At 62.3% G+C, this 25,091-nt stretch carries 28 protein-coding genes, 1 other RNA gene and 1 riboswitch; of the genes, 7 read left to right on the top strand and 22 right to left on the bottom strand.

What is annotated here, in order from left to right; all coding sequences use genetic code 11:
* Window positions 1–10: 10 nt before the first annotated feature.
* Window positions 11–319, top strand: coding sequence for a hypothetical protein (locus tag ACXZ1M_RS22595; RefSeq protein ID WP_459049854.1), 309 nt, complete (start codon window positions 11–13; stop codon window positions 317–319).
* 2 nt (window positions 320–321) lie between these two features.
* On the opposite strand, the gene ACXZ1M_RS22590 is transcribed toward ACXZ1M_RS22595, so the two are convergent.
* From ACXZ1M_RS22590 to dnaX, 4 genes are read right to left on the bottom strand one after another with little or no spacing between them, the layout of a single operon-like run.
* Window positions 322–1,536: a CaiB/BaiF CoA transferase family protein gene (locus ACXZ1M_RS22590; RefSeq protein ID WP_459049853.1), complete on the bottom strand. Its 1,215-nt coding sequence runs from the start codon at window positions 1,534–1,536 to the stop codon at window positions 322–324.
* Window positions 1,533–2,123 carry a recombination mediator RecR gene (recR, locus tag ACXZ1M_RS22585; protein ID WP_008446752.1) on the bottom strand — a complete coding sequence of 197 codons (591 nt, stop codon included), beginning with the start codon at window positions 2,121–2,123 and terminating at the stop codon, window positions 1,533–1,535. The genes ACXZ1M_RS22590 and recR overlap by 4 nt, the downstream gene beginning before the upstream one ends.
* A 6-nt stretch (window positions 2,124–2,129) precedes the next feature.
* Window positions 2,130–2,456, bottom strand: coding sequence for a YbaB/EbfC family nucleoid-associated protein (locus ACXZ1M_RS22580; protein WP_373991292.1), 327 nt, complete (start codon window positions 2,454–2,456; stop codon window positions 2,130–2,132).
* 38 nt (window positions 2,457–2,494) lie between these two features.
* Window positions 2,495–5,104, bottom strand: a complete 2,610-nt coding sequence (dnaX, locus tag ACXZ1M_RS22575) for a DNA polymerase III subunit gamma/tau (RefSeq protein ID WP_459049852.1) — start codon at window positions 5,102–5,104, stop codon at window positions 2,495–2,497.
* A gap of 116 nt (window positions 5,105–5,220) precedes the next feature.
* On the opposite strand from dnaX, the gene ACXZ1M_RS22570 reads away from it, so the two are divergent.
* Window positions 5,221–5,874, top strand: a complete 654-nt coding sequence (locus ACXZ1M_RS22570; protein ID WP_459049851.1) for a hypothetical protein — start codon at window positions 5,221–5,223, stop codon at window positions 5,872–5,874.
* A 41-nt stretch (window positions 5,875–5,915) separates the two neighbouring features.
* On the opposite strand, the gene ffs is transcribed toward ACXZ1M_RS22570, so the two are convergent.
* Together ffs and ubiD are read right to left on the bottom strand one after the other, a co-directional pair.
* An RNA gene (ffs, locus tag ACXZ1M_RS22565) (signal recognition particle sRNA small type) lies at window positions 5,916–6,014 on the bottom strand.
* A 15-nt stretch (window positions 6,015–6,029) separates the two neighbouring features.
* The gene (ubiD, locus tag ACXZ1M_RS22560; RefSeq protein ID WP_373991289.1) at window positions 6,030–7,514 is read right to left on the bottom strand and encodes a 4-hydroxy-3-polyprenylbenzoate decarboxylase; all 1,485 of its coding nucleotides are present in this window, start codon (window positions 7,512–7,514) and stop codon (window positions 6,030–6,032) included.
* A gap of 464 nt (window positions 7,515–7,978) precedes the next feature.
* Here ubiD and ACXZ1M_RS22555 point away from each other — a divergent pair, with 464 nt between their 5' ends.
* Complete coding sequence (locus ACXZ1M_RS22555) at window positions 7,979–8,872, top strand: transglycosylase SLT domain-containing protein (RefSeq protein WP_459049850.1); 894 nt, start codon at window positions 7,979–7,981, stop codon at window positions 8,870–8,872.
* Window positions 8,873–8,944: 72 nt separating this feature from the next.
* Here the strand turns inward: ACXZ1M_RS22555 and ACXZ1M_RS22550 are convergent, their stop codons facing one another.
* The 5 genes from ACXZ1M_RS22550 to ACXZ1M_RS22530 all read right to left on the bottom strand — a co-directional run bounded on the left by ACXZ1M_RS22550 (window position 8,945) and on the right by ACXZ1M_RS22530 (window position 12,721).
* Complete coding sequence (locus ACXZ1M_RS22550; RefSeq protein WP_459049849.1) at window positions 8,945–9,604, bottom strand: hypothetical protein; 660 nt, start codon at window positions 9,602–9,604, stop codon at window positions 8,945–8,947.
* Between the two features lie 128 nt (window positions 9,605–9,732).
* Window positions 9,733–10,203 carry a transcription antitermination factor NusB gene (gene nusB, locus ACXZ1M_RS22545; RefSeq protein ID WP_459049848.1) on the bottom strand — a complete coding sequence of 157 codons (471 nt, stop codon included), beginning with the start codon at window positions 10,201–10,203 and terminating at the stop codon, window positions 9,733–9,735.
* A gap of 31 nt (window positions 10,204–10,234) precedes the next feature.
* Window positions 10,235–10,723 (bottom strand): 6,7-dimethyl-8-ribityllumazine synthase, encoded by a 489-nt coding sequence (gene ribH, locus ACXZ1M_RS22540; protein ID WP_373991285.1) that lies wholly within the window; start codon window positions 10,721–10,723, stop codon window positions 10,235–10,237.
* A 27-nt stretch (window positions 10,724–10,750) separates the two neighbouring features.
* Window positions 10,751–11,863, bottom strand: coding sequence for a bifunctional 3,4-dihydroxy-2-butanone-4-phosphate synthase/GTP cyclohydrolase II (gene ribBA, locus ACXZ1M_RS22535; RefSeq protein ID WP_459049847.1), 1,113 nt, complete (start codon window positions 11,861–11,863; stop codon window positions 10,751–10,753).
* Window positions 11,864–11,995: 132 nt separating this feature from the next.
* Complete coding sequence (locus tag ACXZ1M_RS22530; protein WP_459049846.1) at window positions 11,996–12,721, bottom strand: hypothetical protein; 726 nt, start codon at window positions 12,719–12,721, stop codon at window positions 11,996–11,998.
* Window positions 12,722–12,852: 131 nt separating this feature from the next.
* Between ACXZ1M_RS22530 and ACXZ1M_RS22525 the strand changes: the two genes are divergently transcribed.
* The gene (locus ACXZ1M_RS22525; protein WP_459049845.1) at window positions 12,853–13,467 is read left to right on the top strand and encodes a cysteine hydrolase family protein; all 615 of its coding nucleotides are present in this window, start codon (window positions 12,853–12,855) and stop codon (window positions 13,465–13,467) included.
* A gap of 70 nt (window positions 13,468–13,537) precedes the next feature.
* Window positions 13,538–13,909 carry a c-type cytochrome gene (locus ACXZ1M_RS22520; RefSeq protein WP_459049844.1) on the top strand — a complete coding sequence of 124 codons (372 nt, stop codon included), beginning with the start codon at window positions 13,538–13,540 and terminating at the stop codon, window positions 13,907–13,909.
* Window positions 13,910–13,945: 36 nt separating this feature from the next.
* On the opposite strand, the gene ACXZ1M_RS22515 is transcribed toward ACXZ1M_RS22520, so the two are convergent.
* From ACXZ1M_RS22515 to glyA, 11 genes are all read right to left on the bottom strand, one after another.
* Window positions 13,946–14,431, bottom strand: coding sequence for an FxDxF family PEP-CTERM protein (locus tag ACXZ1M_RS22515; protein ID WP_459049843.1), 486 nt, complete (start codon window positions 14,429–14,431; stop codon window positions 13,946–13,948).
* A 106-nt stretch (window positions 14,432–14,537) separates the two neighbouring features.
* Complete coding sequence (locus tag ACXZ1M_RS22510) at window positions 14,538–15,176, bottom strand: riboflavin synthase (protein WP_459049842.1); 639 nt, start codon at window positions 15,174–15,176, stop codon at window positions 14,538–14,540.
* Between the two features lie 14 nt (window positions 15,177–15,190).
* Complete coding sequence (gene ribD / locus ACXZ1M_RS22505) at window positions 15,191–16,285, bottom strand: bifunctional diaminohydroxyphosphoribosylaminopyrimidine deaminase/5-amino-6-(5-phosphoribosylamino)uracil reductase RibD (protein WP_459049841.1); 1,095 nt, start codon at window positions 16,283–16,285, stop codon at window positions 15,191–15,193.
* 44 nt (window positions 16,286–16,329) lie between these two features.
* The gene (locus ACXZ1M_RS22500) at window positions 16,330–17,016 is read right to left on the bottom strand and encodes a GspH/FimT family protein (RefSeq protein WP_459049840.1); all 687 of its coding nucleotides are present in this window, start codon (window positions 17,014–17,016) and stop codon (window positions 16,330–16,332) included.
* Window positions 17,013–17,459, bottom strand: a complete 447-nt coding sequence (locus ACXZ1M_RS22495) for a type IV pilin protein (RefSeq protein WP_459049839.1) — start codon at window positions 17,457–17,459, stop codon at window positions 17,013–17,015. The genes ACXZ1M_RS22500 and ACXZ1M_RS22495 overlap by 4 nt, the downstream gene beginning before the upstream one ends.
* Window positions 17,456–19,507, bottom strand: a complete 2,052-nt coding sequence (locus ACXZ1M_RS22490; protein ID WP_459049838.1) for a pilus assembly protein — start codon at window positions 19,505–19,507, stop codon at window positions 17,456–17,458. The genes ACXZ1M_RS22495 and ACXZ1M_RS22490 overlap by 4 nt, the downstream gene beginning before the upstream one ends.
* On the bottom strand, window positions 19,504–20,004 hold the full coding sequence (locus tag ACXZ1M_RS22485) for a pilus assembly PilX family protein (RefSeq protein ID WP_459049837.1): 501 nt from the start codon (window positions 20,002–20,004) through the stop codon (window positions 19,504–19,506). Before ACXZ1M_RS22485 ends, ACXZ1M_RS22490 begins: the two co-directional genes overlap by 4 nt.
* Before the next feature lie 3 nt (window positions 20,005–20,007).
* A complete protein-coding gene (locus ACXZ1M_RS22480) occupies window positions 20,008–20,874 on the bottom strand; it encodes a PilW family protein (RefSeq protein WP_459049836.1) in 867 nt (288 codons plus the stop codon).
* Window positions 20,871–21,407, bottom strand: coding sequence for a type IV pilus modification protein PilV (gene pilV, locus ACXZ1M_RS22475; RefSeq protein ID WP_459049835.1), 537 nt, complete (start codon window positions 21,405–21,407; stop codon window positions 20,871–20,873). Before pilV ends, ACXZ1M_RS22480 begins: the two co-directional genes overlap by 4 nt.
* A 93-nt stretch (window positions 21,408–21,500) precedes the next feature.
* Entirely contained in the window at window positions 21,501–21,974 is a 474-nt protein-coding gene (gene nrdR / locus ACXZ1M_RS22470) for a transcriptional regulator NrdR (protein ID WP_373991271.1), read from the bottom strand.
* Window positions 21,975–22,073: 99 nt separating this feature from the next.
* Entirely contained in the window at window positions 22,074–23,321 is a 1,248-nt protein-coding gene (gene glyA, locus ACXZ1M_RS22465; RefSeq protein WP_110849852.1) for a serine hydroxymethyltransferase, read from the bottom strand.
* Between the two features lie 96 nt (window positions 23,322–23,417).
* Window positions 23,418–23,554: riboswitch (ZMP/ZTP riboswitch) on the bottom strand.
* A gap of 140 nt (window positions 23,555–23,694) precedes the next feature.
* Here glyA and ACXZ1M_RS22460 point away from each other — a divergent pair.
* Complete coding sequence (locus ACXZ1M_RS22460) at window positions 23,695–24,441, top strand: SDR family NAD(P)-dependent oxidoreductase (protein ID WP_459049834.1); 747 nt, start codon at window positions 23,695–23,697, stop codon at window positions 24,439–24,441.
* Window positions 24,442–24,673: 232 nt separating this feature from the next.
* Entirely contained in the window at window positions 24,674–25,087 is a 414-nt protein-coding gene (ybgC, locus tag ACXZ1M_RS22455; RefSeq protein WP_373991268.1) for a tol-pal system-associated acyl-CoA thioesterase, read from the top strand.
* The last annotated feature ends 4 nt before the right edge of the window (window positions 25,088–25,091 follow it).

Below are 25,091 nucleotides of genomic sequence, written 5' to 3'. Positions count from 1 at the left end.
GGGAATCTCCATGCCTCTCGACTTCGCGATACTATTCAAAGACGGTACGCCAAACCAAACAGTGCCGCTATCGATGGAGCTACACGATGAATTGATGGCTAACGCACGTGAGCTAAAGCTTTACCGCATTCTTAGGTTCCACGACTATTTTGAAGACGTTGATACCAGCCCTATAGAGTTAGTTGGGCTACAGAAAGAGATTCTCTCAATGCAGCGCACTGCCTCCACTCAACAAGCACTACAGTTTCTACGTGAATTGTATCGGTTGACAGAACTGGCAGCCGTACAAGGTCAAACTATTTACGCCATTGCCGACTAGCGCTACAGCACGCCGTCCTGTTTCATGGCGGCGATGGCGTCGGCGCTGTAGCCTAGCGATTGCAGAACCTCGTCGTTGTGCTGGCCCAGGGTTGGACCCAGCCACTTGGTGTGGCCCGGCGTGGCGGAGAGCTTGGGCGAGATCGCCGGCAGCTTGACCGGCGTGCCGTCGGCGAACTGGTGTTGCTCGAACATGTCGCGTGCCAGGAACTGCGGGTCGGTCATCATGTCGCGCACCGAGTAGATCTTGCCGGCCGGGACGTCGGCCGCTTTCAGCACCTCCAGCGCGCTGTCGATGGTCTGCGTGTCGCACCAGGCCTGGATCGCGTCGTCGATCATCTGCGTGTGCTTGACGCGGCCGTCGTTGCGCTCCAGTTCCGGATTGCCGGCCATGTCGATGCGGCCCATGGCCAGCACCAGGCGCTTGAAGATCGCGTCGCCATTGCCGGCGATGACGATGTTCTCGCCATCCTTGGTGGTGTAGGTATTCGACGGCACGATGCCCGGCAGCGAGCCGCCGGTGCGCTCGCGCACCACGCCCGCGTGGTCGAACTCCGGCACCAGCGATTCCATCAGGTTGAACACGGATTCATACAAGGCCACGTCCACCATCTGGCCCTCGCCTTTCAGCTTGCCGCCGGTCGCGTCGCGGTGGCGCAGCGCCATCATGGCGCCGATCACGCCGTGCAGGGCCGCCACCGAATCGCCTATCGATACGCCCACGCGCACCGGCGGACGGTCCGCATGGCCCGATACATAGCGCAGGCCACCCATCGATTCGCCGATGGCGCCGAAGCCCGGCAAGTCCTTCATCGGCCCGGTCTGGCCGAAGCCCGACAGGCGCACCATGATGGTCGATGGATTCAGCGCCTTCAGCTGCTCATAGCCCAACTCCCATTTCTCCAGCACGCCGGGACGGTAGTTCTCGATGATGATGTCGGCTTCCAGCGCCAGCTTGCGGGCGATCTCGCGGCCTTGCGCGTGCTTCATGTTCAAGGTCAGCGATTTCTTGTTGCGCGACTGCACCGACCACCACAGCGAGGTGCCATCCTTGAGCACCCGCCATTTGCGGATCGGATCGCCGCCGTCGGGCGACTCGATCTTGATCACTTCCGCGCCGAACTCCGCCAGCATGCGCGCACAAAAAGGGCCCGCGATCAGCGTGCCCAGTTCCAGTACCTTGATGCCGGCCAGCGGGCCGGAAGTATTCTTAGTCATGTTGCCCTTCGATCCAGCATGGCGCGGGCGATGGTGCCGGCGTCGACATATTCCAGTTCGCCGCCGACCGGCACGCCGCGCGCGAGGCGGCTCACGCGCAGGCCGCGCGCCTTCAGCATCTCGCTGATGTAATGCGCGGTGGCTTCGCCTTCATTGGTGAAATTGGTGGCCAGCACCACTTCGGTGACCAGGCCGTCGGTGGCGCGCGCCACCAGTTTTTCGAGGTGAATGTCTTTCGGGCCGATGCCGTCCAGCGGCGACAGGCGGCCCATCAGCACGAAGTACAGGCCCTTGTAGGTCAGGGTCTGCTCGATCATCAGTTGATCGGCGGGCGTCTCGACCACGCACAGCAGGCGGCGGTCGCGCTGCTCGTCGTTGCAGGTGTCGCAGACGTCTTCTTCGGTGAAGGTATTGCACAGCGCGCAGTGGTGCACGGCGTTGACCGCCTGGTGCAGCGCGCGCGACAGCATGTCCGCGCCTTCGCGGTCATGCTGCAGCAGGTGGAACGCCATGCGCTGCGCCGACTTGGGTCCGACGCCGGGCAAGCGGCGCAAGGCTTCGGTCAGGAACTCCAGCGACTTGGACATGGTTCCTTAGAAAGGCATCTTGAAGCCGGCCGGCAGGTTCATGCCGGAAGTCAGGCCGCCCATTTTCTCGGCGGCGGTGGCTTCGGCCTTGCGCACGGCGTCGTTGAAGGCGGCGGCGACCAGGTCTTCCAGCATGTCCTTGTCGTCGGCCAGCAGCGATGGATCGATCTGCACGCGCTTGACGTCGTTCTTGCAGGTCATGGTGACCTTGACCAGGCCGGCGCCCGATTGGCCTTCGACTTCGATCAGCGCCAGCGATTCCTGGGCTTTCTTCATGTTGTCCTGCATTGCCTGGGCTTGTTTCATCAGGCCGGCCAATTGGTTTTTCATCATGGTGGAGTTCTCCGTGTTTCGGTAAATTAAAGAGGCGATCAGTTGGCAGCGACGGCTGCCGTCTGCGGCGGCACGATGGAGCTTGGGACGACCCAGGCATCCAGTTCGCGGATCATGCTGTTCACAAAGGGATCGTTGGCGATGGTTTCCTCGGCGGCGCGCTGGCAGGCTTCGCGGTAGGCTTGGGCCTCGGCGCTGGCGGTGAACCAGACGGCGCCCAGTTCGCTGTCCACGCGCACGATGCGGCCGAAGCGCTCGCTCAAGGCGGTGGTCAGTTTTTCGATGTTGCCGGGCGTGCGCCAGGTTTCGATCGGCACGCGCAGGTTGAACACGGCGGCGTTGCCTTCGAAGTAGCACTGGACCATCTCGGCCTGCATGGCCAGTTGCTGGGCCGTGCCACGCAGTGGCAGCGCGGCCGCGACTGCGGGCCAGTTGCCGTCCCAGTTCAGTTCCGGCACCGGTTTGATGACGTATTCGTATGGCGCTTTGGAAGGCGCGGGTGCGGCGCGCGCCGGCATGGCGATGGCGTGCGGGTCGTTGGCCTGAGCCGCTGCGGATGCCTGCATAGGTGCTTGCGATGCCGGCTCGGGGGCGTACGGGTGCGCCGACGAGGCGGCGACTGCGCTGTCGTCGGAAAATTCGGTTACCCAGGGTGGCAGGTCGTCTTCAGCGGCGACCGGCTGTTGTTTGGCTTGCGGCGCCGGAGCGACGTACTGCGGTGCGGCGACCGGCGGCGCGACGCGGACAGACGCTTCCAGAACTGCTGCGCCGCCGTCGGCTTCCGCTGCGGGCGGCATATCTTCCCAAGGCGCTGGACGCGACGGTGCAGCCGGCGCGATGGCGCTCGGCGCGGCTGGCGGCGTGTAGGCAGCAGATGCTTGCGGCGCAGCAGACGGCGTGTAGGCAGCCGTCGGCGCTTGCGGCGCGACAGATTGCGGGTGGGCGGCGGCCGGAGCCTGCGGCACGGCTGCGGGCGCGTGAGCAGGCGGCTGCGCGACGGCTGGCGACGCGGCTGGCGCGCTGGCTGCGGCGTGCGTGCGTGCGCCTGGGCGCGACGCTGCGCGTGCGGCTTCCAGTGCGGCGTTGATCGCAGCGCGCGCGGTGCTAATTGGTGCTGCCGGTGCTGCTGGCACGGCCGGAGCAGGCGCCGGTGCGGCGGCGGCCGGCGGCGCGCTCTGCGTGGCGGCTGCATGAGCTGGCGATGCGGCGGCCGTCGGCGCGCTCGAGGTGCCGGCTGCATGGGCTGGCGATGCAGCCGCTGGCGATGCGTTCGGCATGCCGGCCGCAGTGGCCGGAGCTGCCGGCGCCATCGGCGCGGCGGGAACGGCAGCGACTGGCGGCCGGGCTGATGCTGGTGCTGGCGCGGCGGCAGCGGCGGCCATCGCTGCAGCACCGGCGACGACCGAAGGCGGCACCATGCTGGCGTGGTTGGCTTGCACATTGGCGGCCGCGCGCGCAGGCGCGGCACCCACCGCAGCGCGGGCCGAAGCCATCGCCGCCTGGCGCGATACCGCCGGAGCGGCCGCAGGTTGTCCGTCCGCCCCGCCTACGCCGGGGCGAAAGGCCAGCATCCGCAACAAGGTCATCGAGAAGCCGGCATATTCATCCGGCGCCAGACCCAGCTCATTGCGGCCATGCACAGCGATCTGGTAATACAGCTGCACCTCTTCCGCATCAAACGCGGCGGCAAGACGCACCACGTCGGCGTACTCCGGCAAATCCTCGGGCAGCGCGGTCGGCACGGTCTGCGCCAGCGCGATCCGGTGCAGCAAAGTGCCCAAATCCTGCAAAGCGCCGTTGTACGACAGACTGCGCGTCGCCATCTCATCGGCCACGGCCAACAGATCGGCGCCATCCTGCGCCGCCAGCGCATCGAGCAAGCGAATCAGATAAGACTGGTCCAGCGCACCCAGCATGCCCTGCACTGCATCCAGCGTCACCGCGCCGGCCGCATAGGCAATCGCCTGATCGGTCAGCGACAAGGCGTCGCGCATCGAACCATGGGCGCCGGTGGCCAGCAAACGCAAGGCCGGCTGCTCGAAGGTGATGCCCTCCTGCCCCAGAATATTTTCCAGATGGCCGATGATATGACCCGGCGGCATCTGCTTCAGATTGAACTGCAGGCAGCGCGACAGCACGGTCACCGGAATCTTCTGCGGATCGGTGGTCGCCAGAATGAACTTGACGTGCTCCGGCGGCTCCTCCAGCGTCTTCAGCATCGAGTTGAAGGCGTGGTTGGTCAGCATGTGCACCTCATCGATCATATAGACCTTGAAGCGCGCATTGGTCGGCGCATACACCGCCTGCTCCAGCAACTGCGCCATCTCGTCGACGCCGCGATTGGACGCTGCATCCATCTCGATGTAATCGACAAAGCGGCCCGCATCGATCGCCGTGCAGGCTTCGCACACGCCGCACGGCGTGGCGGTGATGCCGCCGTTGCCATCCACGCCCACGCAATTGAGCGACTTGGCCAGAATGCGCGACAAGGTGGTCTTGCCGACCCCGCGCGTGCCGGTGAACAGATAGGCGTGGTGCAGCCGGCCGCTATGCAAAGCATGCGTCAGCGCGCGAACCACGTGCTCCTGACCGACGAGCGTTTCGAAGTTCCGGGGGCGGTATTTACGGGCGAGGACTTGATAGGACATGCTGGGATTTTACCGTAGATAGCGGGTGCCAAAGCGGCAATTGTAACAAGTCGAGACTCGATTAGGTAAGTCTACGAATTCGCCCTACAATTTGTTTTTCTTTTAACATGTAAAAAATGAAAAACATTGCCCTCATTCCCCTGCTGTTGCTGTCCCTCACCGCCCAGGCCGACGAGCGCGAATGGGTGCCTTATAAGAAGCTGGTGGAAGACCTGCGCCTCGACAAGTTCTACGCCTTACCGGCCGCCGAGCGCGACAAGATCAACCTCTTCCTGACCGTGAAGCCGAAGAACAAGAACATCAAGCCGGCCGACGTGGTGCTGACGGTGGTGAGCGGCGGCGAGCGCCAGCCGCTGCCTGCGCTGTCGCCGGACTACCGCATCACGCTGGTACCCAATCCCAAGTGGATGAGCGACGACACCAAGATCTTGACCAGCCTGCCGAAGGAAGAAAAATCGCAGGTCGGCTACGACGCCGTCGCGCCGCTGCCGGAAGGCTTGCAATGGAATTACGCGCCGGTGATGGGCAGTATCGGCCAGATGAACCAGGCGATCAAGAAAATGGCCGGCGCGCTGAGCATGTTCGCGCCCAGCGTCAAGGTGGTGGTGTTCAAGTTCCATCACCCGGCGCAGCTGAAGGTGGGCGGCACCGCTTACAGCACCGATGCCAAGAACCAGATCCGCCTGAAGCCGGAATCGGCTTGGCTCAAGGAGAATCCTCTGATGGTGGCGTCCGAGCGGCCTTACGAGGCGGAATTGGACAGCGAATAAGCAAAAAAAAGCTCCCTTACGGGAGCTTTTCTCTTGAAGAAGGAGGCGAGCCTGATCTGCGGCACTTATGGTGAACGGCTGTGGCTGCTTCGTTCCCGACCTGACCAGGTTGACCATGCCACAATGCGCAGGGGCCCGCCAGCAATCATTATACCTTACAGGCCCAACTCCTGCCAAATTTGATCCACCCGTGTTTTCACCTCGGGCGACATGGTGATCACCGTGCCCCATTCGCGCGTGGTTTCGCCGGGCCACTTGTTGGTGGCGTCGATGCCCATCTTGCTGCCCAGGCCGCTTACCGGCGAGGCAAAGTCCAGGTAATCGATCGGCGTATTGTCCACCAGCGTGGTGTCGCGGGTAGGATCAACGCGGGTAGTGATCGCCCACATCACCTCGTTCCAGTCGCGGATGTTCACGTCTTCATCCACCACAATGATGAACTTGGTGTACATGAACTGGCGCAGGAAGCTCCACACGCCGAACATCACGCGCTTGGCGTGGCCGGCGTACTGCTTCTTGATCTGCACCACCGCCATGCGGTAGCTGCAACCTTCGGACGGCAGATGGAAATCCGTGATCTCGCTGAACTGCTTTTGCAGCAGCGGCACAAACACCTCGTTCAGCGCCAGGCCCAGCACGGCCGGCTCATCCGGCGGTTTGCCGGTATAAGTCGAGTGATAAATCGGATCGCGCCGCATGGTGATGCGGTCGATGGTGAACACCGGGAAGTAATCCTGCTCATTGTAATAACCAGTGTGATCGCCGTAGGGCCCTTCCAGCGCATGCTCATATCCGGTCGGATGGTTCTCGTCCGGATAGATATGCCCTTCCAGCACGATCTCGGCCGACGCCGGCACGCGCAGTTCGCTGCCGATGGCCTTGACCAGCTCGGTGCGGCTGCCGCGCAGCAGGCCGGCGAACTGATATTCCGACAACGAATCCGGCACCGGCGTCACCGCACCTAATATAGTAGCGGGGTCCGCCCCCAAAGCGACGCAGATAGGATAAGGCTTCCCTTTGCTTTGGATGGCGTGCTCGCGGAAGTCGAGCGCGCCGCCGCGATGCGCCAGCCAGCGCATGATGACCTTGTTCGGCCCCAGCACCTGCTGGCGATAGATGCCGAGATTCTGGCGCTTCTTATTAGGACCCTTGGTAATTACAAGGCCCCAGGTAATCAAAGGCGCCACGTCGCCCGGCCAGCAATGCTGAATCGGCAATTTCGACAAATCGACATCGGCGCCTTCCCACACGATTTCCTGGCACGGCGCACCGCGCAATTCCTTGGGCGCCATATCCCATACGGCTTTCACCAGCGAGCCCAGGCCCATCAGGTCCTTGAAATCCTTCGGCGGCTCGGGCTCTTTCAAGCGCGACAACACGTGGCCGATCTTGCGCAGTTCACTGACGCTGTCGGCGCCCATGCCCAGTGCCACGCGGCGCTGCGTGCCGAACAGATTACCAAGCACCGGCATGCTGTGGCCGGTCGGATTCTGGAACAGCAAAGCCGGTCCGCCGGCGCGCAAGGTGCGGTCGCACACCTCGGTCATCTCTAAATGTGGCGAAACGGGGGTTAAAATGGGCTTAAGTTCGCCCATCCGTTGCAGCTGGGAAATAAAATCTCGTAGATCGGAATATTTCATCGGTTTTTAATATTTTCTTACATTAAAGCGTACTGTTTAAAAATACAGGTCAAGTGATTGATTTTATTGGTTTTACGCTGGACGCAAGGCAAAATTCTAGATTTAAAAGTTATAAAGACGTCCGGTGTTAGTATTGACTTGATATAAAACGCCTTCTACAATCCACCCTACTTGATGAGGTCTGGCTTTTGTTGCCGCTCATTCATTCACGGAGTCGGGGCTCCACATGACATTTTAAGGAGTGTTTTCGAAAGGCGTCTGCCTTCCTCCCCGAAAATAGTTGTATTGCATTCTGGTTGACTTCCGAGGAAGAGATCAGCAACGAGCAAGCAATGATGGCGTTCTCGCACGCTCCCTACAGCGGCGACGAACGAGATATTTCTGATGCACGGCATTAGCACCTGTTTAGCTGCGTATTGACGCTGGCGGGGTATCGCTTTTACGGTCATTTCAGGGGAAATTCTATGATTAATCGCATCACCGGGGCAACCACGTTTGCCCGCACCATGGCTCGCCAGCCAGTCGCGTGGTTCACCACGTCGAACATTTCGGCAAAGGGCGTTTTGACCACCGCCCAGCACACCCTGACCATTGTGGGTGTGACCGCTTTAGTCGTTATGGCAGTACTGTTTGTCCGTCCAGACCTGGCCAAAGCCCTCAGCGACTCGCTGAACGGCGCACCGGAACTGGAAGCCGTCGCCGTCACCGCACCACCGCTGACGGCCCTGATGGAGGCGCCAGCCTCCGGCACGGCCACCGCAGCCAATGCACAGCTGTCGGCCGAAGAAAAAGCCCTGCTGGGCACTGAGAAGCAGCAGAAATGGGTAACCACCTGGCTGTCCAAGCGTTACCGCGTTGCCGGCGACGCCGCCAACATGCTGGTATCGACCGCCTACCTGACGGCCCGCGAGATCAAGCTTGATCCGCTGCTGATCCTGGCGGTGATGTCGATCGAATCCGGCCTGAATCCGTTCGCGGAAAGCCCGATGGGCGCGCAAGGCCTGATGCAAGTCATGTCGAAGGTGCACCATGAGAAGTTCCAGGACATGGGCGGCCTGCAAGCCGCGCTGAACCCGGTCGCCAACATCCGCGTCGGTTCGCTGATCCTGAAGGATTACGTCACCCGTGGCGGTTCGGTGGAAGCCGGCCTGAAAAGCTATGTGGGCGCAGCGGCGTTTGAAACCGATGATGGTTACGGTTCGCGCGTTCTGGCCGAATACAACCGCCTGAAGCAAGTCTCCGCCGGCAAGAAAGTGCCGACCATCACCCCTGTGATGGCAGCTGTACAGCCGAAACCGGCAGCGCCGGTCGCGGTGGCCGAGAAGTCGGTGGGCGATACGCAAATCGCCGGCCTGTAATCCCCTCAAACAAGCCACGTGGCATGCGGCGCGCAAGCGCGCTGCAGCACACGTGGTTTTTTTTCGTCCATGTTATCCAGGGCAGGCGCGCACGGTCACCCGCCCGGTGTCGCGGAACGGGTCACGGCCGCCGCTGAAGGCGTTGGAGTCCTTGTAGTAGCAGACCACGCTGCCGCCCGGCAGGCGCCATTTGGTCACGCGGCTGCCGTCCGGCGTCGTGAACTCCCCTATCGCGCCACCTGAACCACCTTTGTAGGCCTTGCCGATGGCAGTTGCCAACGCGGTTTCATCGTTGACATATTTCCTGTCGCGCTGGGTCCAGGCTTCCTTGCGAAGCTGCCGGTCGGCCGCCGCCGCACCTTTGATTGAACTTTGCTTGAGGTCGTCCTGCGGCTTGGCCGGTGCGGCAAACGGATCGGGCGGCAACGTTGCCGGCTCGGCCTCTCGCACCACCTCGGCTATCGGCCCCGGCTCGGGCGTCTGGCTGGGCGCCGGCGGCACTGTGATCGCCTCCGGCCTGGCGCGCGGCGCAGTTGCGCTCTTCGGCGGCGGCTGGCCCGGCTCAGGCCGCCGTAGCGGCTTGAATGGCGTCAGAATGTAGGTAATCGGCTCATGGGGCTCCACCGAGGCCGCCAGCGGCCGCAGGGGCGGTTTCCACGCCATGAATGCCAGCAAGTGAACGCCGCCGATCAGCGCCAGCCAGCCGCGCCGGCGCCAGCCTGGTGTGTGCAATTCGATGATGGAGCCCCAGAATTATCTGAAAAGCAATTCTGACCACCATCCCCCTCCCCGGTCAACCCATAAATAAAAAAAGCCACCGCACGCTACCGTGGGTGGCTTTCAACGATACCGAAAGACGCTTAGCGCTTCTTGTCGGCAGCAACTTCGTCCGGACGCAGCTGGGCGGCCAGTTTGTCCAGCACGCCGTTCACGTACTTGTGGCCGTCGATACCGCCGAACGACTTGGTCAGTTCCACCGCTTCGTTGATGACGACGCGGTATGGAATCTCGTGGTTGTTCTTCAGCTCGTAAGCACCGATCAGCAGCACGGCGTGCTCGATCGGCGACAGCTCGGAGATGCCACGGTCGACCAGCGGCGCAAAACTCTCGCGCAGCTCCACCGAGGAACCGATGGCGCCGTTCAGCAGCACGGTGAAGTGGTCGGCGTCGGCCTTCTCGAAGCCGTGCGCGCCGCGGATGTGGTTGACCACCGTGGAGGCGGATTCGTTATTCAGCAGCCACTGGTACAACCCTTGCAGCGCGAACTCGCGCGCGCGGTGACGCGGCGTGCGGTTCTTGCTGGGGTTGGCGTGCAAAGTCTTCTCGTTCATGGTTCTACCTGTTTTATATAGTGCTTGTTGATTACTCGTCGTCGCCCTGGTCCTGGCTCAGCTCTTCCAGAGCGATGGTCAGGTTGGCCATTTCCACGGCCACGCGCGCGGCGTCGGCGCCTTTGATGGCCATGCGGACTTCGGCCTGCTCGTCGTTCTCGGTGGTCAGGATGGCGTTGGCGATCGGGATGCCATAGTCCAGGCCGATGCGGGTGATGCCCGCGCCCGATTCGTTCGACACCAGTTCGAAGTGGTAGGTTTCGCCACGGATGATGGCGCCCAGCGCGATCAGCGCGTCGAACTGCTGCGACTCGGCCATCTTCTGCAGCACCAGCGGCACTTCCAGCGCGCCCGGCACGGTGACGTGCAGGACGTCCTCGTCGGCCACGCCCAGATGCTTGAGCTCGGCCAGGCAGGCGGACAGCAGGCCGTGGCAGATGTCTTCGTTGAAACGGGCTTGTACCACGCCGATGCGCAGGTCTTCACCGTTCAGGTTGGTTTCGTAGCTTCCTACGGTCATGATGGCCTCTTATATATGTTGGTTGAATTAGTTCGGTTTGGCGACGTAGCCGGTCACTTCCAGGTTGAAGCCCGTCATCGACGGCATCTTGCGCGGGCTGGCCAGCAGCTGCATCTTGCAGACGCCGACTTCGCGCAGGATTTGCGCGCCGATACCGTAGCTACGCAGGTCCATGCTGGCCGCGCGGCCTTTCGGTTTCGATTCTTCCGGCTTGCACAGGGCGTCGAACTGGGTGAAGAACTGCTCGGCGGTTTCCTCGCAGTTCAGCAGCACGATCACGCCGCTGTCGGCGGCCTTGATGGCGGCCATCGACGACGACAGGTTCCACGAGTGGGTGGTCGCTTCCGATTCCAGGATGTCGAGGATGGACACCGGCTGGTGCACGCGCACTAGGGTTTCCTTGCCTTTTTCGATCTCGCCGTGCACCAGCGCCAGGTGCGCCGAGCCGCTCGGCTTGTCGCGGTAGGCGATCATGCGGAAGTCGCCGTGGGACGTCTTCAGGGTGCGCTCGCCGGCTTTTTCAACCAGCGACTCGTTGCGGCTGCGGTAGTGGATCAGGTCGGCGATAGTGCCGATCTTCAGGTTGTGTTCCTTGGCAAATTCCAGCAGGTCCGGCAGGCGGGCCATGCTGCCGTCGTCCTTCATGATCTCGCAGATCACCGAGGCGGGCGTCAGGCCGGCCATGGCGGTCAGGTCGCAACCGGCTTCGGTATGGCCTGCGCGCATCAGCACGCCGCCTTTTTGCGCCTTCAGCGGGAAGATGTGGCCGGGCTGGACGATGTCCGACGGCTGCGCATCCTTGGCCACGGCGACCTGGATGGTCTTGGCGCGGTCGGCGGCCGAAATGCCGGTGGTCACGCCTTCGGCCGCTTCGATCGACACGGTGAAGTTGGTGCCGAAAGCGGTGCCGTTACGGGACGACATCATCGACAGCTCAAGCTGGTCGCAGCGTTCTTCAGTCAGCGTCAGGCAGACCAGGCCACGCGCGTGCTTGACCATGAAATTGATGGCTTCCGGCGTGACGAAGTCCGCCGCGAGCACCAGATCACCTTCGTTTTCCCGGTCTTCTTCATCGACCAGGATCACCATGCGGCCTGCGCGCAGTTCGGCGACGATTTCTTCGGTGCTGGAAATTGACATTTTTAATCCTTCAAGGCTAAGCGAGAGTATTTCATTAACCCGCTATTTTAAAGGATTTACGCCATCCCTACCGCAAAAGCCGCTTTTTCCGCCTTATTCAGCGGCTCGCATGGTGTTCCTGTCAATCTTTTGCTATTGGTTGACCTTGCCGGGCAAGGTCAGCTTACCGGAAGCGACCTTGAACACGTCGACGATGCACAGCAGCGGCGCATGCACACTGGCGTTGACGCGCAGCGCCGAGGTCACGCCGTCGAAGCCGGACGCGGTCACCACGCCGATATCGTCGAACGGCACCTTCACCTCCAGCGTGGTGCCCTTGAAGATCGGACTCCAGCCCGGGCTGTCGAGCAGGATGGGGAAGCCGGGCCAGGTCTTCGGCACGCGCGGCTTGGCCCCTTCTGGAATGTCGACCACCTTCAACGCGCCTTTGCCACACTGCTCGTCCGGCGCCAGCACCACCCAATGCGAGTGCCACAGGTTGCCGTCGTTCTTGGGATCGCCGTCGCCGTTTTCATCGTAAAGCGGCGTGTCGTCGAAGTCGGGGTGCGCGGTCACGGCGAAGGCCAGGATGCCGGCCTTGGGCTCGAAGCCGACCACGGCGGGATCGATGGTGGTCGGCCACACGTAGGAGAACACCGAACTGCCGGCCAGCTTGCCGGTCTTGCTCGGCCGCGTGGCGCCCGCCTTGCCGGACACGGCGATGTGGAAGGTGGCGACATTGCCCTCGGTGGTGATCTTGGTGTGGAAGATGTCGAAGTCCGCCTGGACCGCCTTGCTCTTCCCGGTGGCGATGCCGCCCTCGTGCGCCTGGGCTGCGGCCGCCCACAACAGCAGCGCCGCGCTGAACAGTTTTTTCATGATGTCCTCATCGTGATGGTCGATGCGGCGCATTATCAAATTTACACCGGAAAGTGGCACACCCCGATGGTGGTAGATACCGCGCCCCGCTTCCGGCCTATACTCAAAGCACCTACCGATAAGGAGCCATCATGCCTGCCTATACCGCGTCCAACACCGGCCTGCTGCTGGTCGATCCCTATAACGACTTCATCAGCCAGGGCGGCAAGCTGTGGCCGCTGGTGGAGAAGGTCGCCAAGGAACAGCAACTGCTGGAACACATGAAACAGATCGTCGACCAGGCGCGCGCCGCCGGCATCCAAGTGTTCTACGTGCCGCACCACCGCTCCGAACCGGGCGACTTCAAGAAATGGAAGCACGCCACGCCCTACCAGTTGCGCAGCGCGCAGGCGCAGGTGTTCGCCAAGGACAGCTGGGGCGGCGAATGGCACCCGGACTTCCAGCCCACGCCGGACGATGTGATGATCAAGGAACATTGGGCGCAAAGCGGCTTCGCCAACACCGACCTCGATCAGCAGCTGAAACAGCACGGCGTGCAGCAGGTGATCGTGATCGGGCTACTGGCCAACACTTGCATCGAAGGAACCGGCCGTTTCGCCATGGAACTGGGATATCATGTGACTTTGGTAAGAGACGCCACCGCCGCCTTCACCCACGAAATGCTGCGTGCGGCGCACGAATTCAACGGCCCGACCTATGCCAGCGAAATTCTGACTACTGCGGAACTGCTGGCAGCCATCAACTAAGGAAAGTTGAATCCAGTGGATCCGTACTTGCGTATAAGAAATAAACGCAATGCAGATCCAGGGATACAACATGTTCACCACCACATTTTCGGTCTTGCTGGCAGCCCTGCTGCTGGCCGGGCCGGCGCAGGCACAAAACGGGCAGCAAATCGCGCAAGGGCAGCGCCTCTGGCAAAAACGTTGCTCGGAATGCCACGCCATCGACACCGACGAAACCGGTCCACGCCATCGCGGCGTGTTCGGCCGCCGTGCCGGCAGCATCAAAGGTTACGATTATTCACGCGCGCTGCGCGCCGCCCAGCTGCAGTGGGACGAGAAATCGCTGGATCGCTGGCTCAGCGATCCCGAAAAATTCATCCCCGGCCAGAACATGGACTTCCGGGTAAAGAGCGCGGCTGAGCGGTTGGCGTTGATTGCTTATCTGAAAAGTGTTTCAGACTGATTCAGCGTCCTGCGCGCGCCGCTCACCGTCAATTACTTAGCTCTTGCGGCGACGTTGCGCCAGAGCGCCAACAATGCCAAGGCCTGCCAGGAACATGCCATAAGTGGCAGGTTCCGGTACAGCCGTCAGGTTGGTGATTGCAATCCCGCTGTAACTACCAAAGCCATAATCGACCGCAAACGAAATGAAGCCGGTATAAGGGGTCTTGAACGAATACACGGTTTCTGGCTGAAAGAAACCTGGAGGCAGTTCGTCCTTCCCGAAAGTGGTGGTCACCGTGGCTCCACCTGGCAGGGAGTCACCACTCCAGGTAAACGACACCAAGTCTTTAACATAGCCACCCGCATTTGCGATTTCCCAGAGACTGATGTAATTCGGGGTAATCAGTAAGTTGCCCGGACGACCCTGCGACCCGCTAAACGTACTCAAATCGACTATATGCGTCCCAGGAGCTGCTTGTGCCGCGCCTGTAACCATCAGGCAAAGGCAAAAGAACAGTTTGAAAATTGGGAAGGATTTCATGTTCACACCTTAACAAAATTAATATAAATGAATATAAATATTGTAAGACTTCCCTGGCGACTTGGTAAAGTACTTTTATGTAAGTAAACGCTACAAACGATTCAGGTTACTGAGCGGTAGCAGCTGCCACCGACACCATGCGCTCGACGTAGCGGGCGATCAGGTCGATTTCCAGGTTGACCTTGCTGTCGACCTTGAGGTGCTTGAGCGTGGTCATGGCGATGGTGTGGGGGATCAGGTTGATCGAGAACTGGCACACCAGATCGGCGCCGGCGCCGATGTCGGTCACGCGGTTGACGGTCAGCGAGACGCCGTTGACCACGATCGAGCCCTTGTAGGCCAGGAACTTGGCCAGCTGATGCGGCGCCACCACCACCAGCTCCCACGACTCGCCCACCGGCGCGAACTTGCGCACCACGCCCAGGCCGTCCACGTGGCCGGACACCAGGTGGCCGCCGAGGCGCTCGTTCAGCGTCAAGGCTTTTTCCAGGTTCACTTCGGTCAACGTATCGAGGCCGACGGTGAGATTCAGGCTTTCGCGCGAGACGTCGACGCGGAAGTTGGTGGCGTCCTTCTCCACCACCGTCATGCAGGCGCCGTTGATCGCGATCGAGTCGCCCAGCGCGACGTCGGCCAATGGCAAGCCGCCGGCGTTGATGTCCAGGCGCACGCCTGCGAAAGAGCCGCCTTCGAGCGACTTGACCGATTCAATTTTGCCGATGGCGGCGACGATACCAGTGAACATATTGTGCAATCTTCTTAATGGGTGAATCGTGCAAGGATACGCAAATCTTGGCCGATCTGCTGAACCTCGTGGAATTTCAACTGCTTCTTCTGCGTCAGGTCGGTCAGCGCCGGCAGGGAGAACATGCCTTGCGCTTCGCCGATCAAAGCGGGCGCCAGATACACCAGCAGCTCGTCGACGCAGCCTTCGCGGATCAGCGAGCCATTGAGCTTGCCGCCCGCCTCCACGTGCAGCTCGTTGATCTGGCGGCGGCCCAGCTCGCGCATCAGCGCCGGCAGGTCGACCTTGCCGTAGGCGTTCGGCAGCAGGATGACTTCGTGGCCGGCCGCCTGCAGCGCGGCTTCCTTCTCGGGATTGCCGACGGCGGCGACGATCCATGTGCCGCCTCCCACGAATATCTTGGCGGACAGGTCGATTTCAAGCTTGCTGTCGACCACGATGCGGCGCGGCTGGCGCGGCGTTTCCACGGCGCGCACGTTCAGTTGCGGATCGTCAGCCTTGACGGTGCCGATGCCGGTGAGGATGGCGCAGGCGCGCGCGCGCCAGGCGTGGCCGTCGGCGCGCGCTTCCGGGCCGGTGATCCATTGGCTGGCGCCGTTGTGCAGGGCGGTCATGCCGTCCAGGCTGGCGGCGGTTTTCATGCGCACCCACGGCAGGCCGCGCGTCATGCGCGAGAAGAAGCCGATGTTCAGTTCATAGGCCTGATCGGCCAGCAGGCCGACGCTGGTGTCGATGCCATTGGCGGCCAGCTTGGCCATGCCCTGCCCGGCCACCAGCGGATTGGGGTCCTCCATGGCCGCCACTACGCGGCCGAGGCCGGCGCGCACCAGCGCGTCCGAGCACGGCGGCGTGCGGCCGTGGTGGTTACACGGCTCCAGCGTGACGTAGGCGGTGGCGCCGCGCACGTCGTGGCCGCGCGCCTGCGCGTCTTTCAGCGCCTGGATTTCAGCGTGGTCGCTGCCGGCCTGCTGCGTGACGCCGGCGCCGATCACTACGCCGTCGCGCACGATCACGCAGCCGATGTGCGGGTTGGGCGAGGTGGTGTACAAGCCCTTGGCGGCCCATTCCATCGCCAGCGTCATGCCTTGGAGATCGTTGCTGATGTTCACGGTGTTCCTGCGAGATTAATCTTCGCGTCATTATAAATGCTTGTTCAGTCCGTCGCGCTGCTGCAGTTAGAGGGTTCCACCTTGGGATCGCAGACGCGCACGCGGCCCAACATGTTGATGATGACGTTGCGGGCGTGTTCGCCTTGCGTGAGGGAGAGCGTTCCCCAGCGCGCGGTCAGGCTGTTGTCGGCGCGGCAGGTGCGGCCGGCGGCGTTGTAGGCGATGTAGGTAGGTGCGCCGCCGGAGGTGAAGCGGGAGGTGATGATCACGTCGTCGCGCAGCTTGTCGTGACGGTAGATGAGCGGTTCGCCGGGGTCCGGGCGGCGGTTGCTGTTGGTGTCGACAAAGACGGCCCAACCGCTTTGCCAGTTGGCGCCGGCCGGTTCCAGGGGCGCCATCAGGACTTTGCGTCCGCGCGCCATGGCCTGGGAGCGGGTCAGGTTGATGGCGGCTTGCAGGTCGTTGCCAGCGGCTTGCACGCGCAGGCGCTGCAGCGTTTGCTGAAACGCCGGCGCGGCCACGCCTAGCAGGATGACGGCCAGCACCAGGACGACGAGCAGCTCAATTAGCGTTAGCCCGGCGACGTAGCCGCAGCTCGGGCAGCGGGCGCGGCCGAGGCGATAGGCGCTGCGGGCGCATGATCGCGCGCCCCGCGCGGCGGCGGCCGGGGCCACGGCGGAGGTGATGGCGGAGGGAGCAGTGGCGGAGGCCATATCGATGGACGGGTTCATGGCCAGCATCCCACTGCGGGGCCGCTCGCCAGGCGCAGGCCGGTGCTGGTGAGCGTGAGCATGCGGCAGTCGTCGTCGCGGAACCGGCTGTCCACTAATGCCGTGCCAGGACGCGCGATCACTTGCACGCATTGCGAGATCAACTCGCCATCGCAGGCCTTGCCTTCGATTTCGTAGGCGCTGGTCGGCGCGCTGGCGCCGCTCCACCATTGAAACTGACGCGCCTCCTCATCCCCGCCGCCAGCGGAAAATTCGACGTAGGTGTTGTGCTGCGAGTGAAATCGCTCCTGCTGCATCATCAGCTTCAGCAGCGCGGAATGCGCTTCACCGCGCCGCGTGCGGATGATGTGCTGCTGGTAAGCAGGCGTTGCGTAGGCAGCCAACACGGCAACAATCACCAACGCCACCAGGAGTTCCATGAGGCTGAAGCCGGAGCGTTTCATTTTGTGGCCTCGTGCAGTTCGCGCCAGTTGATGATCTCACGCCAACTGAGGCGGCCGACGCGTCGCGTGGCGCGCATGCTGCCGACAACGGCCACCTGCCCCGCACCGGTCACCTGCACCACCGAATACGTTTTTTCCTGCTTCACGTGGCCCGCCGCATCGCGCTCGCCACGCGTGACGGATTGCGGCAGCAGCGATGGCGCCGGCACATAGCCCGGCACCGGCAAGCTCACGATCACCTCCTGGTTCGGCGTGGCGGTGATGATATTTCCATCCTTCGCCAGTCCAGTGGTGACATTCAGCACGTAGCTGCGGCTGTGCGTGGGACTGCACAAGTCAGCGCCTGGTTGGACGGTGTTGAACAGTACCGCGCCATCGGCCAGCAAGCCGGGCTGCACACTGCGTTCGGCAGGCTGCACAAAGTCCACGTACCAGCCTTTGCTGCCCGGGTCCAAGGGACCATCGCGACTATCGAGAAAGCGTTGCGTCAGTTGGCGGCGGCTGGTGATGGACTCGATTGGCGTTCGCAGGCTGTCGATGATGGCGTAGTAGGACTGCGTGCTTGCGGTGGCGGCGCTGCGGTCGGCCTTCTCGATTAATTTCCCGGTGCCGAACAACACCATGTAGCCGCCCGAGTTGGTATAAGCGAGCAACGGCTGCTGCATGATCGTCTGGCGCCTTCCATTGGCATCGCGCGCCATATACAAGGGCTTGCCGATGGCTTTATCCCACGGCGCACTGCCGCTAAAGTCGAAGCGCCAGAGCGCGCCTTGCAGATCGCCGGCGTAGGCATAGCGTAGCGCGCCGTCGCTGTCATTCACCAGGACTGGCGCGCTTAGCGCATTGGTCAGCGCGGGGTCCGAGACGGGCGTGATGATGCGGTAGTAGTTGCTGTTGCGCTGCCAGTTTTCGTTGTGAGGCTTGTCGAGTGCCAGCAGGAATAAGGCGCCCTTGCCATCACCTCCGTTGTTGACGCCGCTGGCGATGATGGCAAAGTATCGATAAACGTCTTTCCGCACGCGGAGCCTGGCGATTTGCGGGAGCGTGGTGACGTTGCCCATCATGAGATCGTCGCGGTCGGTGAATTCCCACAGTGCGCCGGCGAAGTTTCGAGGATCGGTGACGTCCAGTGCGAAGACGCCTTTCGCGCCGCCGCCCATGGCAGAGAGCAGTATGGTTTTCTTGGTGCCGCCGAAAGGAACTTCCGCCGCGCTGGCCGGCCCGTCGACGTAGGCGCGGTGGGTGTAGGCTGGATTGGTCAGGTGGTGCAGTTGGGCGACCAGCGCGTCCGGCACGTAGGCGAAGAGTTCGATGCCGGTGGTGGCGTCGAAGGCGTGCAGCATGCCGTCGTTGGCGCCGAGGTAGACGGCGGCGCGGTGGTCGGTAGTGCCGACGTAGACAGGCGTGCTGTGGACGGCATCGCCCAGCACGCTGCTGCGGCGACGGAACTGGATGCCTTCCAGCGAGCGGTCGCCGCGCAGATAGGCGAGGCGTTGTTCGCCGGCGAGGTCGTCAAGGTTGAGCAGCGCTTGCTGTGCGGTGGATAAGGCGCTCCAGGTGAACGGGATGGTCGTCAGCGCGCCGCCGGACTGCACGATGGCGGTGTAGATCTGGCGTTGTGCCGGCAGCGGCTCCGGCGGGCGACCGGCGGTGCCGCTCAGGGTTGCGCCGGCATCCCAGGCGAGAGAAGATGTACCGCCTGCGCCTGCCGCACCAGCGGGCAATATATAGCGGGAAAAATGTCCGCCCCAGTCAGCAATGTCCATCGTGGCCTGATACAGGTCGCCCGAGCTCGTTGAAGACGGCGCGCCGGCAAGCGGCGCAGATCGCAACAACGGCGCGCCCTCGGCTGTGCCTGCGAGTCCCTGCGGCGACGGCGAGGGCGCGGGCGGCGCGGGCGGCGGTTGTGGCGTGGGCGCAGCCGGCACGCCGGGGCGACAGGCGGCGGTGATGGGCAAACTGTCCAGCTCAATCAGGGCCGGCTCGGCTTGGGCCTGCATAGCCGCGGTGGCGAATATCCATACGCACCGCCATCTCATTCCGTTCATGGCGCCTCCTCCGGTTTGCTGTACACGCTTTGCAGCACCACCTCCATCTCCGGCGCGGAGGCAAATCCGATTGCAGTCACGCGGTAACAATAATTCGGCGGCGCGCCCGCAGACGCATCGTCACCAGCCTGATGACACACCATCCGCTCAACGATGTAACGCGGCTTCCTGAATGGCGCAAAGTCCGCACCGCTCGTCACCGCACAGGCACCGCCCGACAAATCCACTCGCTGCCAAACCGGTGTTTCCCCACGCGCCGTCCGCTCGTATCTGCCGGCAGCACAATCCTCCGCAAACGGACCGCCGCCGCCCTCGATCTCCCGCTCCGCATTCTTCACGGCATCCTCCGCCATCAGAAACGCCACATCCCGATCGCGCTCGCTGCGCGCAGCCTTCTCGCCCTGCAGACTCAACTGCGCCGCCGACATCCCCAACAGCATCACCATGATCAGCAACACCAGGCTGACCACCAACGCGATTCCCCGTTGCCTGTCCATGATTCAGCCATCCCGATTCCGCAACGCCACCGTCATCCCAAATACCCGCCGCGCCCGCAGCCGCTGCGACGCCGGCAGCTGCCCCTCCACCACGCGCACACCAACATCATCCCCATGCGCCTCGGAATACGCCGGCCCGAACAAGTCGTAACGCCCGTCCACCGTATCGGCCCGCGTGTTGTGTTCCCCATGCAGCAGCAAGGCCAGCTTGATGGAGCACACGCGCTTCCAGCCATCGATCGCCTTCACCGCCGTCGCATTCAGATACGTATTCGGCACGCCATCCATCGGCACATCGCTATCGACGCCATACAGCACCTGAAACGAATCCACACCGCGCACAATCGCATCGGCGCCCCAACCGCCCGCGCTGCGGTACTTGCAGCGCAACTCCGGTACGCCACCCGCATCGAGCGCGACGTAAAAAATGCTCCAGCCCTGCACACCGCCAGCCACGCCGAAGCCCCCGCAGTTCACACTCGAACCATCACCATTCGCCCCGTCGCCGGAACCGGAAAAGCGCAAGGCCAGCACATCGCTGCCGTTGGCCACCGCCGGCAACGGCGCGCTGATGCCATCGCTGCCGCGACTGATGCTGGCCGCATCCAGCCCGTCCACCGAAGCCGTCGCCAGCTCGGGCGGCGCCACATCGCTATCCCAATTGATGTAGGCACCCTGCCGTATCGCCTGCGCCATTACGCGCAAGGCATAGCGGCCGCCATCGCCAAGCCACTGCGATTCGCTGTGATTGCGCGAACCGCCGCCGGACGCGATCAGCAAGCCGCTCGCCAGCAAGCTCACCACCAATCCCAGCGCAATGGCGATCAGGAATTCGGCCAGTCCCCAGCCGTTGCAGCGCGCGCGGCTCACGGCGCCACTCCCACAGCCAAAGCCACGCCGGGCGCATATTCGCCGGCGGCATCCTTGAGCGGGGTGCCATCGGGATTCTTGCCGCGCCAGCCGACCTTCACCACCAGCGGCGAAGCCGCCCCACCCTCGCACGCCCAGCGTAGCTTGCCGCCGCTCCACACACCAGCATCGCGGCAGACCGCCACGCGGCCAGCCGGCATGGACTGGCGTACCATCAGCTTGGCCTCGTACATATCGGCCAGCGCCAACTGCGCCGCCGCGCAGGCATCGCCATGGCACAAGGCAGCCGGCGCGCCTGGCACCGGCTCGGCGTAGGCGTCGTAGTTGAGGGTGAGATAGAGATCGGTCTGCGCCGGGTTGGCGCGCACGCGTTCGGCCAGGGCTGCGGCCATGTGCGTCGCCTGCGACAGCAGCACCGCCTGATGCCGCGCCCGCAGCGCCGCCATTTGCAACGCGACGCCGCCGATGATGCCCAGGGCGAGCACCACCACCGCAATCAGGATTTCCGGCAAGGTATAGCCGCGTGCGCGCATGGCACACCTCCGCAAGTCGGGGAGACTGCGTTAGAAGTTAGCAGCGGCTACAGCAGAGTGTATGAGGTGTATCAATAGTGCGCCAGCAGTATGCTAGCTTTTACGCGGGACTTTACGCTCTTGGCCAACTTCGGCAATCGCGTTCTGGAACTCGGCCAGATCTTCGAAGTTTTTGTAGACGGAGGCAAAGCGGATGTAGGCCACGTTGTCGAGGCGCTTCAGTTCCTGCATCACCAGCTCGCCGATGTAGCCGGTTTCCACTTCGCGCTGACCGCTGGTCAGCAGCTTTTCCTCGATCGAGGCAATGGCGGCGTCCACCGCAGGAGCGGCCACGGGACGCTTGCGCAGGGCCAGCTCCAGACTGCCGCGCAGCTTGGCCGAGGCGTACTCGGTGCGGCTGCCGTTCTTCTTGACCACATATGGCATCACCAGTTCGATGCGTTCATACGTGGTAAATCGTTTATCACATTTACCGCAGCGCCTGCGCCGGCGAATGGCGTCCCCCTCCTCCGATACGCGCGTATCGAGGACCTGGGTATCTTCATGCTGGCAAAACGGACATTTCATAAGCGCTTACTTTAGTGCCGTCGTTCCCGCGCAGGCGGGAACCCATAGAACGCATGCTCGTATGGGTTCCCGGGTTCGCGGGAACGACGTGCGTTGGTATTACTTGGCGTAGACAGGGAACTTGTCAGCCAGAACCTTCACCGCCGCTTTGACGCGCTCGATGGTGGCCGCGTCGTGCGGGTTATCCAGCACGTCGGCGATCAGGTTACCGACTTGTTCCGCTTCCGCTTCCTTGAAACCACGGGTGGTCATCGCCGGCGAGCCCAGACGCACGCCCGAAGTCACGAATGGCTTCTGCGGATCGTTAGGAATACCGTTCTTGTTGGTGGTGATGTGAGCCGAACCCAGGATCGCTTCCGCTTCCTTACCGGTCAGGTTCTTAGGACGCAGGTCCACCAGCATCACGTGCGACTCGGTACCGCCCGACACAATGCGCAAGCCGCGCTTGATCAGGGTCTTGGCCAGCACGTCTGCGTTCTTCACCACTTGCTGCTGGTACTCTTTGAACGCAGGCTGCAGCGCTTCCTGGAAAGCCACGGCTTTACCGGCGATCACATGCATCAGCGGGCCGCCCTGGATGCCAGGGAAGATGGCCGAGTTGATGGCCTTCTCGTGTTCGGCCTTCATCAGGATGATGCCGCCGCGTGGGCCGCGCAGCGATTTGTGCGTGGTCGAGGTGACGAAGTCGGCGTGTGGCACCGGGTTAGGATACAGACCAGCAGCGATCAGACCGGCGTAGTGCGCCATGTCGACCATGAAGTACGCGCCAACAGCTTTGGCAACGGCGGCAAAGCGCTCGAAGTCGATCTTTTTCGAGAACGCCGAAGCGCCGGCGATGATCAGCTTAGGCTTGTGTTCCTTGGCCAGCGCTTCCATGGCGTCGTAGTCGATGTCTTCCGCAGCGGTCAGGCCGTAGGAAACGACGTTGAACCATTTGCCGGACATATTTAGCGGCATGCCGTGGGTCAGGTGGCCGCCTTCGGCCAGCGACATGCCCATGATGGTGTCGCCTGGTTTCAGCACGGCGAAGAACACGCCCTGGTTGGCCTGCGAGCCCGAGTTAGGCTGCACGTTGGCTGCTTCCGCGCCGAACAGTTTTTTAACGCGGTCGATGGCCAGTTGCTCGACGACGTCCACGTACTCGCAGCCACCGTAGTAGCGCTTGCCTGGATAGCCTTCGGCGTATTTGTTGGTCAGTTGCGAACCTTGCGCTTCCATGACGGCTGGCGAGGTGTAGTTCTCCGACGCGATCAGTTCAATGTGATCGTGCTGGCGGGTGTTTTCGTTTTGAATCGCGCCGAACAATTCCGGGTCAACGCTGGCGAGGGTGTGATCTTTTGCGAACATGAAAAAACTCCAATTGGATGAGTAGCTTGTGTTACTGGCAGTTGGATCGAAAGAGAGAAGCCATAGCGGACCGGCAGCCTCTTCGTGCTTTCCATCGAGGGCTGCCCAGGCGAACGGCTATTGAAATCTCACGTTTCCCGGTGGAGACCCACCTTTCGCCGGCTGAGCAAAACGCACCGTTACGGAGCGTTTTTGCGCATTTTTCCAGCTTTTCGCCAGTTACGTGAGACGTAATGGAAGCCAGATTGTATTTGATGCGCCAGATTTGAGCAAGAAAACGCGTTGCTTTATTGACAATTCTGCATCTAAGGGAATTTACGGATACAATTTTGCCACCCTCCCTACGCAATATCACCTCACACAAGGACAGATCATGATCGTCTTCATTACCGGCGCAACCGCCGGCTTCGGCGCCGCGATGGCCCGCATCTTCGCGCAAAATGGCCACAAAGTGCTGATCAGCGGCCGCCGTGAGGACCGTTTGCAGGCCCTGGCGGCCGAACTGGGCGACGCCGCCCTGCCGGTGGTGCTGGATGTGACCGACCGGGAGTCGATCAAAGCGGCGCTGGATGGTTTGCCGGCGGCATGGCGCGAAATCGATGTGCTGGTGAATAACGCCGGCCTGGCGCTGGGCGTGACCCCGGCCCACACTTCGTCGCTGGAGGACTGGGATACCATGATCGCCACCAACATCAGCGGCCTGGTGGCGATGACGCGGGCGATTCTGCCGGGGATGGTGGAGCGTGGTCGCGGCACGGTGATCAATCTGGGTTCGGTGGCGGGTGATACGCCGTATCCAGGCGGCAATGTGTATGGTGCGACCAAGGCGTTTGTGGAGCAGTTCACGCTGAATCTGCGTGCGGACCTGGTAGGCACCGGCGTGCGCGCGACCAACCTGGCGCCGGGTCTGTGCGGCGGCACCGAGTTTTCGAACGTGCGTTTGAAGGACGATGCGGCGGCGGCCAAGGTCTACGAAGGCACCCAGCCGCTGACGGCCGAAGACATCGCCGAGACGGCCTACTGGGTCGCCACCCTGCCCGCGCACGTCAACATCAACCGCATCGAGATGATGCCGACCTGCCAAGGCTACGGTCCGCTGAACATCAAGCGCAACCTGTAGCGTCATTCCCGCGCACGCGGGAATCCATGCTGAGCCCTCGTTCCATGGATTCCTGCCTGCGCAGGAATGACGGCATAGTCCACAATTCGTAAGCCATTGTTACAATCCTTGGCAAACAAGCAGGAAAACGCTTTACTCTCGTCAGGCACCTTTGCGCGCCAGTTGATAAAGTTCAACCAAAACAACAATATCGCGTAGAATCTTGCTCAATTACACTAGTAGTCAAAACAACATGCCTGCAGATTTCATCTGGAACGTCCGGGTCTACTACGAAGACACCGACGCCGGCGGTATCGTCTATTACGCAAACTATCTGAAGTTCTTCGAGCGCGCCCGCACCGAGTGGCTGCGCGCCCTTCACGTAGACCAGCACGCCCTGCTGGCCGAGCACGACGCCATGTTCGTCGTCAAAAGCGTCAGCGCAGAGTATCATGCGCCCGCAAAGCTCGATGATGAACTAAAATTAACGGTTAGTATCGAGAAGATCGGCCGCGCCTCCATCGTTTTCCATCAGGAAGCGTGGCGCGGCGAACTATTGCTGAACACGGCGCGGGTGAAGGTAGGCTGCGTCGATTCCGCTCTGCGTCCGCGCGCCGTCCCGGCGGTCGTCGCCGACAAAATGCGTCACAACACCAAAACAGACTGATAAA

Source organism: Duganella paludis (genome assembly GCF_054461335.1).
Note: the sequence above shows the minus strand (reverse complement) of the source record. Positions and strands in the feature narration are given on the sequence as shown.

What these genes read in the sequence shown, in the direction of transcription:
- ACXZ1M_RS22485 (WP_459049837.1), bottom strand. Translation starts at nt 20,004, where the DNA reads ATGGACAGGCAACGGGGAATCGCGTTGGTGGTCAGCCTGGTGTTGCTG.
- ACXZ1M_RS22570 (WP_459049851.1), top strand. Translation starts at nt 5,221, where the DNA reads ATGAAAAACATTGCCCTCATTCCCCTGCTGTTGCTGTCCCTCACCGCC.
- ACXZ1M_RS22510 (WP_459049842.1), bottom strand. Translation starts at nt 15,176, where the DNA reads ATGTTCACTGGTATCGTCGCCGCCATCGGCAAAATTGAATCGGTCAAG.
- ACXZ1M_RS22595 (WP_459049854.1), top strand. Translation starts at nt 11, where the DNA reads ATGCCTCTCGACTTCGCGATACTATTCAAAGACGGTACGCCAAACCAA.
- ACXZ1M_RS22495 (WP_459049839.1), bottom strand. Translation starts at nt 17,459, where the DNA reads ATGAAACGCTCCGGCTTCAGCCTCATGGAACTCCTGGTGGCGTTGGTG.
- recR (WP_008446752.1), bottom strand. Translation starts at nt 2,123, where the DNA reads ATGTCCAAGTCGCTGGAGTTCCTGACCGAAGCCTTGCGCCGCTTGCCC.
- ACXZ1M_RS22500 (WP_459049840.1), bottom strand. Translation starts at nt 17,016, where the DNA reads ATGAACCCGTCCATCGATATGGCCTCCGCCACTGCTCCCTCCGCCATC.
- ubiD (WP_373991289.1), bottom strand. Translation starts at nt 7,514, where the DNA reads ATGAAATATTCCGATCTACGAGATTTTATTTCCCAGCTGCAACGGATG.
- ribH (WP_373991285.1), bottom strand. Translation starts at nt 10,723, where the DNA reads ATGACCGTAGGAAGCTACGAAACCAACCTGAACGGTGAAGACCTGCGC.
- ACXZ1M_RS22460 (WP_459049834.1), top strand. Translation starts at nt 23,695, where the DNA reads ATGATCGTCTTCATTACCGGCGCAACCGCCGGCTTCGGCGCCGCGATG.
- ACXZ1M_RS22555 (WP_459049850.1), top strand. Translation starts at nt 7,979, where the DNA reads ATGATTAATCGCATCACCGGGGCAACCACGTTTGCCCGCACCATGGCT.
- ACXZ1M_RS22490 (WP_459049838.1), bottom strand. Translation starts at nt 19,507, where the DNA reads ATGAACGGAATGAGATGGCGGTGCGTATGGATATTCGCCACCGCGGCT.
- ACXZ1M_RS22515 (WP_459049843.1), bottom strand. Translation starts at nt 14,431, where the DNA reads ATGAAATCCTTCCCAATTTTCAAACTGTTCTTTTGCCTTTGCCTGATG.
- ACXZ1M_RS22520 (WP_459049844.1), top strand. Translation starts at nt 13,538, where the DNA reads ATGTTCACCACCACATTTTCGGTCTTGCTGGCAGCCCTGCTGCTGGCC.
- ACXZ1M_RS22525 (WP_459049845.1), top strand. Translation starts at nt 12,853, where the DNA reads ATGCCTGCCTATACCGCGTCCAACACCGGCCTGCTGCTGGTCGATCCC.
- nusB (WP_459049848.1), bottom strand. Translation starts at nt 10,203, where the DNA reads ATGAACGAGAAGACTTTGCACGCCAACCCCAGCAAGAACCGCACGCCG.
- nrdR (WP_373991271.1), bottom strand. Translation starts at nt 21,974, where the DNA reads ATGAAATGTCCGTTTTGCCAGCATGAAGATACCCAGGTCCTCGATACG.
- glyA (WP_110849852.1), bottom strand. Translation starts at nt 23,321, where the DNA reads ATGTTCGCAAAAGATCACACCCTCGCCAGCGTTGACCCGGAATTGTTC.
- ACXZ1M_RS22580 (WP_373991292.1), bottom strand. Translation starts at nt 2,456, where the DNA reads ATGATGAAAAACCAATTGGCCGGCCTGATGAAACAAGCCCAGGCAATG.
- ribBA (WP_459049847.1), bottom strand. Translation starts at nt 11,863, where the DNA reads ATGTCAATTTCCAGCACCGAAGAAATCGTCGCCGAACTGCGCGCAGGC.
- ybgC (WP_373991268.1), top strand. Translation starts at nt 24,674, where the DNA reads ATGCCTGCAGATTTCATCTGGAACGTCCGGGTCTACTACGAAGACACC.
- ACXZ1M_RS22530 (WP_459049846.1), bottom strand. Translation starts at nt 12,721, where the DNA reads ATGAAAAAACTGTTCAGCGCGGCGCTGCTGTTGTGGGCGGCCGCAGCC.
- dnaX (WP_459049852.1), bottom strand. Translation starts at nt 5,104, where the DNA reads ATGTCCTATCAAGTCCTCGCCCGTAAATACCGCCCCCGGAACTTCGAA.
- ACXZ1M_RS22590 (WP_459049853.1), bottom strand. Translation starts at nt 1,536, where the DNA reads ATGACTAAGAATACTTCCGGCCCGCTGGCCGGCATCAAGGTACTGGAA.
- pilV (WP_459049835.1), bottom strand. Translation starts at nt 21,407, where the DNA reads ATGCGCGCACGCGGCTATACCTTGCCGGAAATCCTGATTGCGGTGGTG.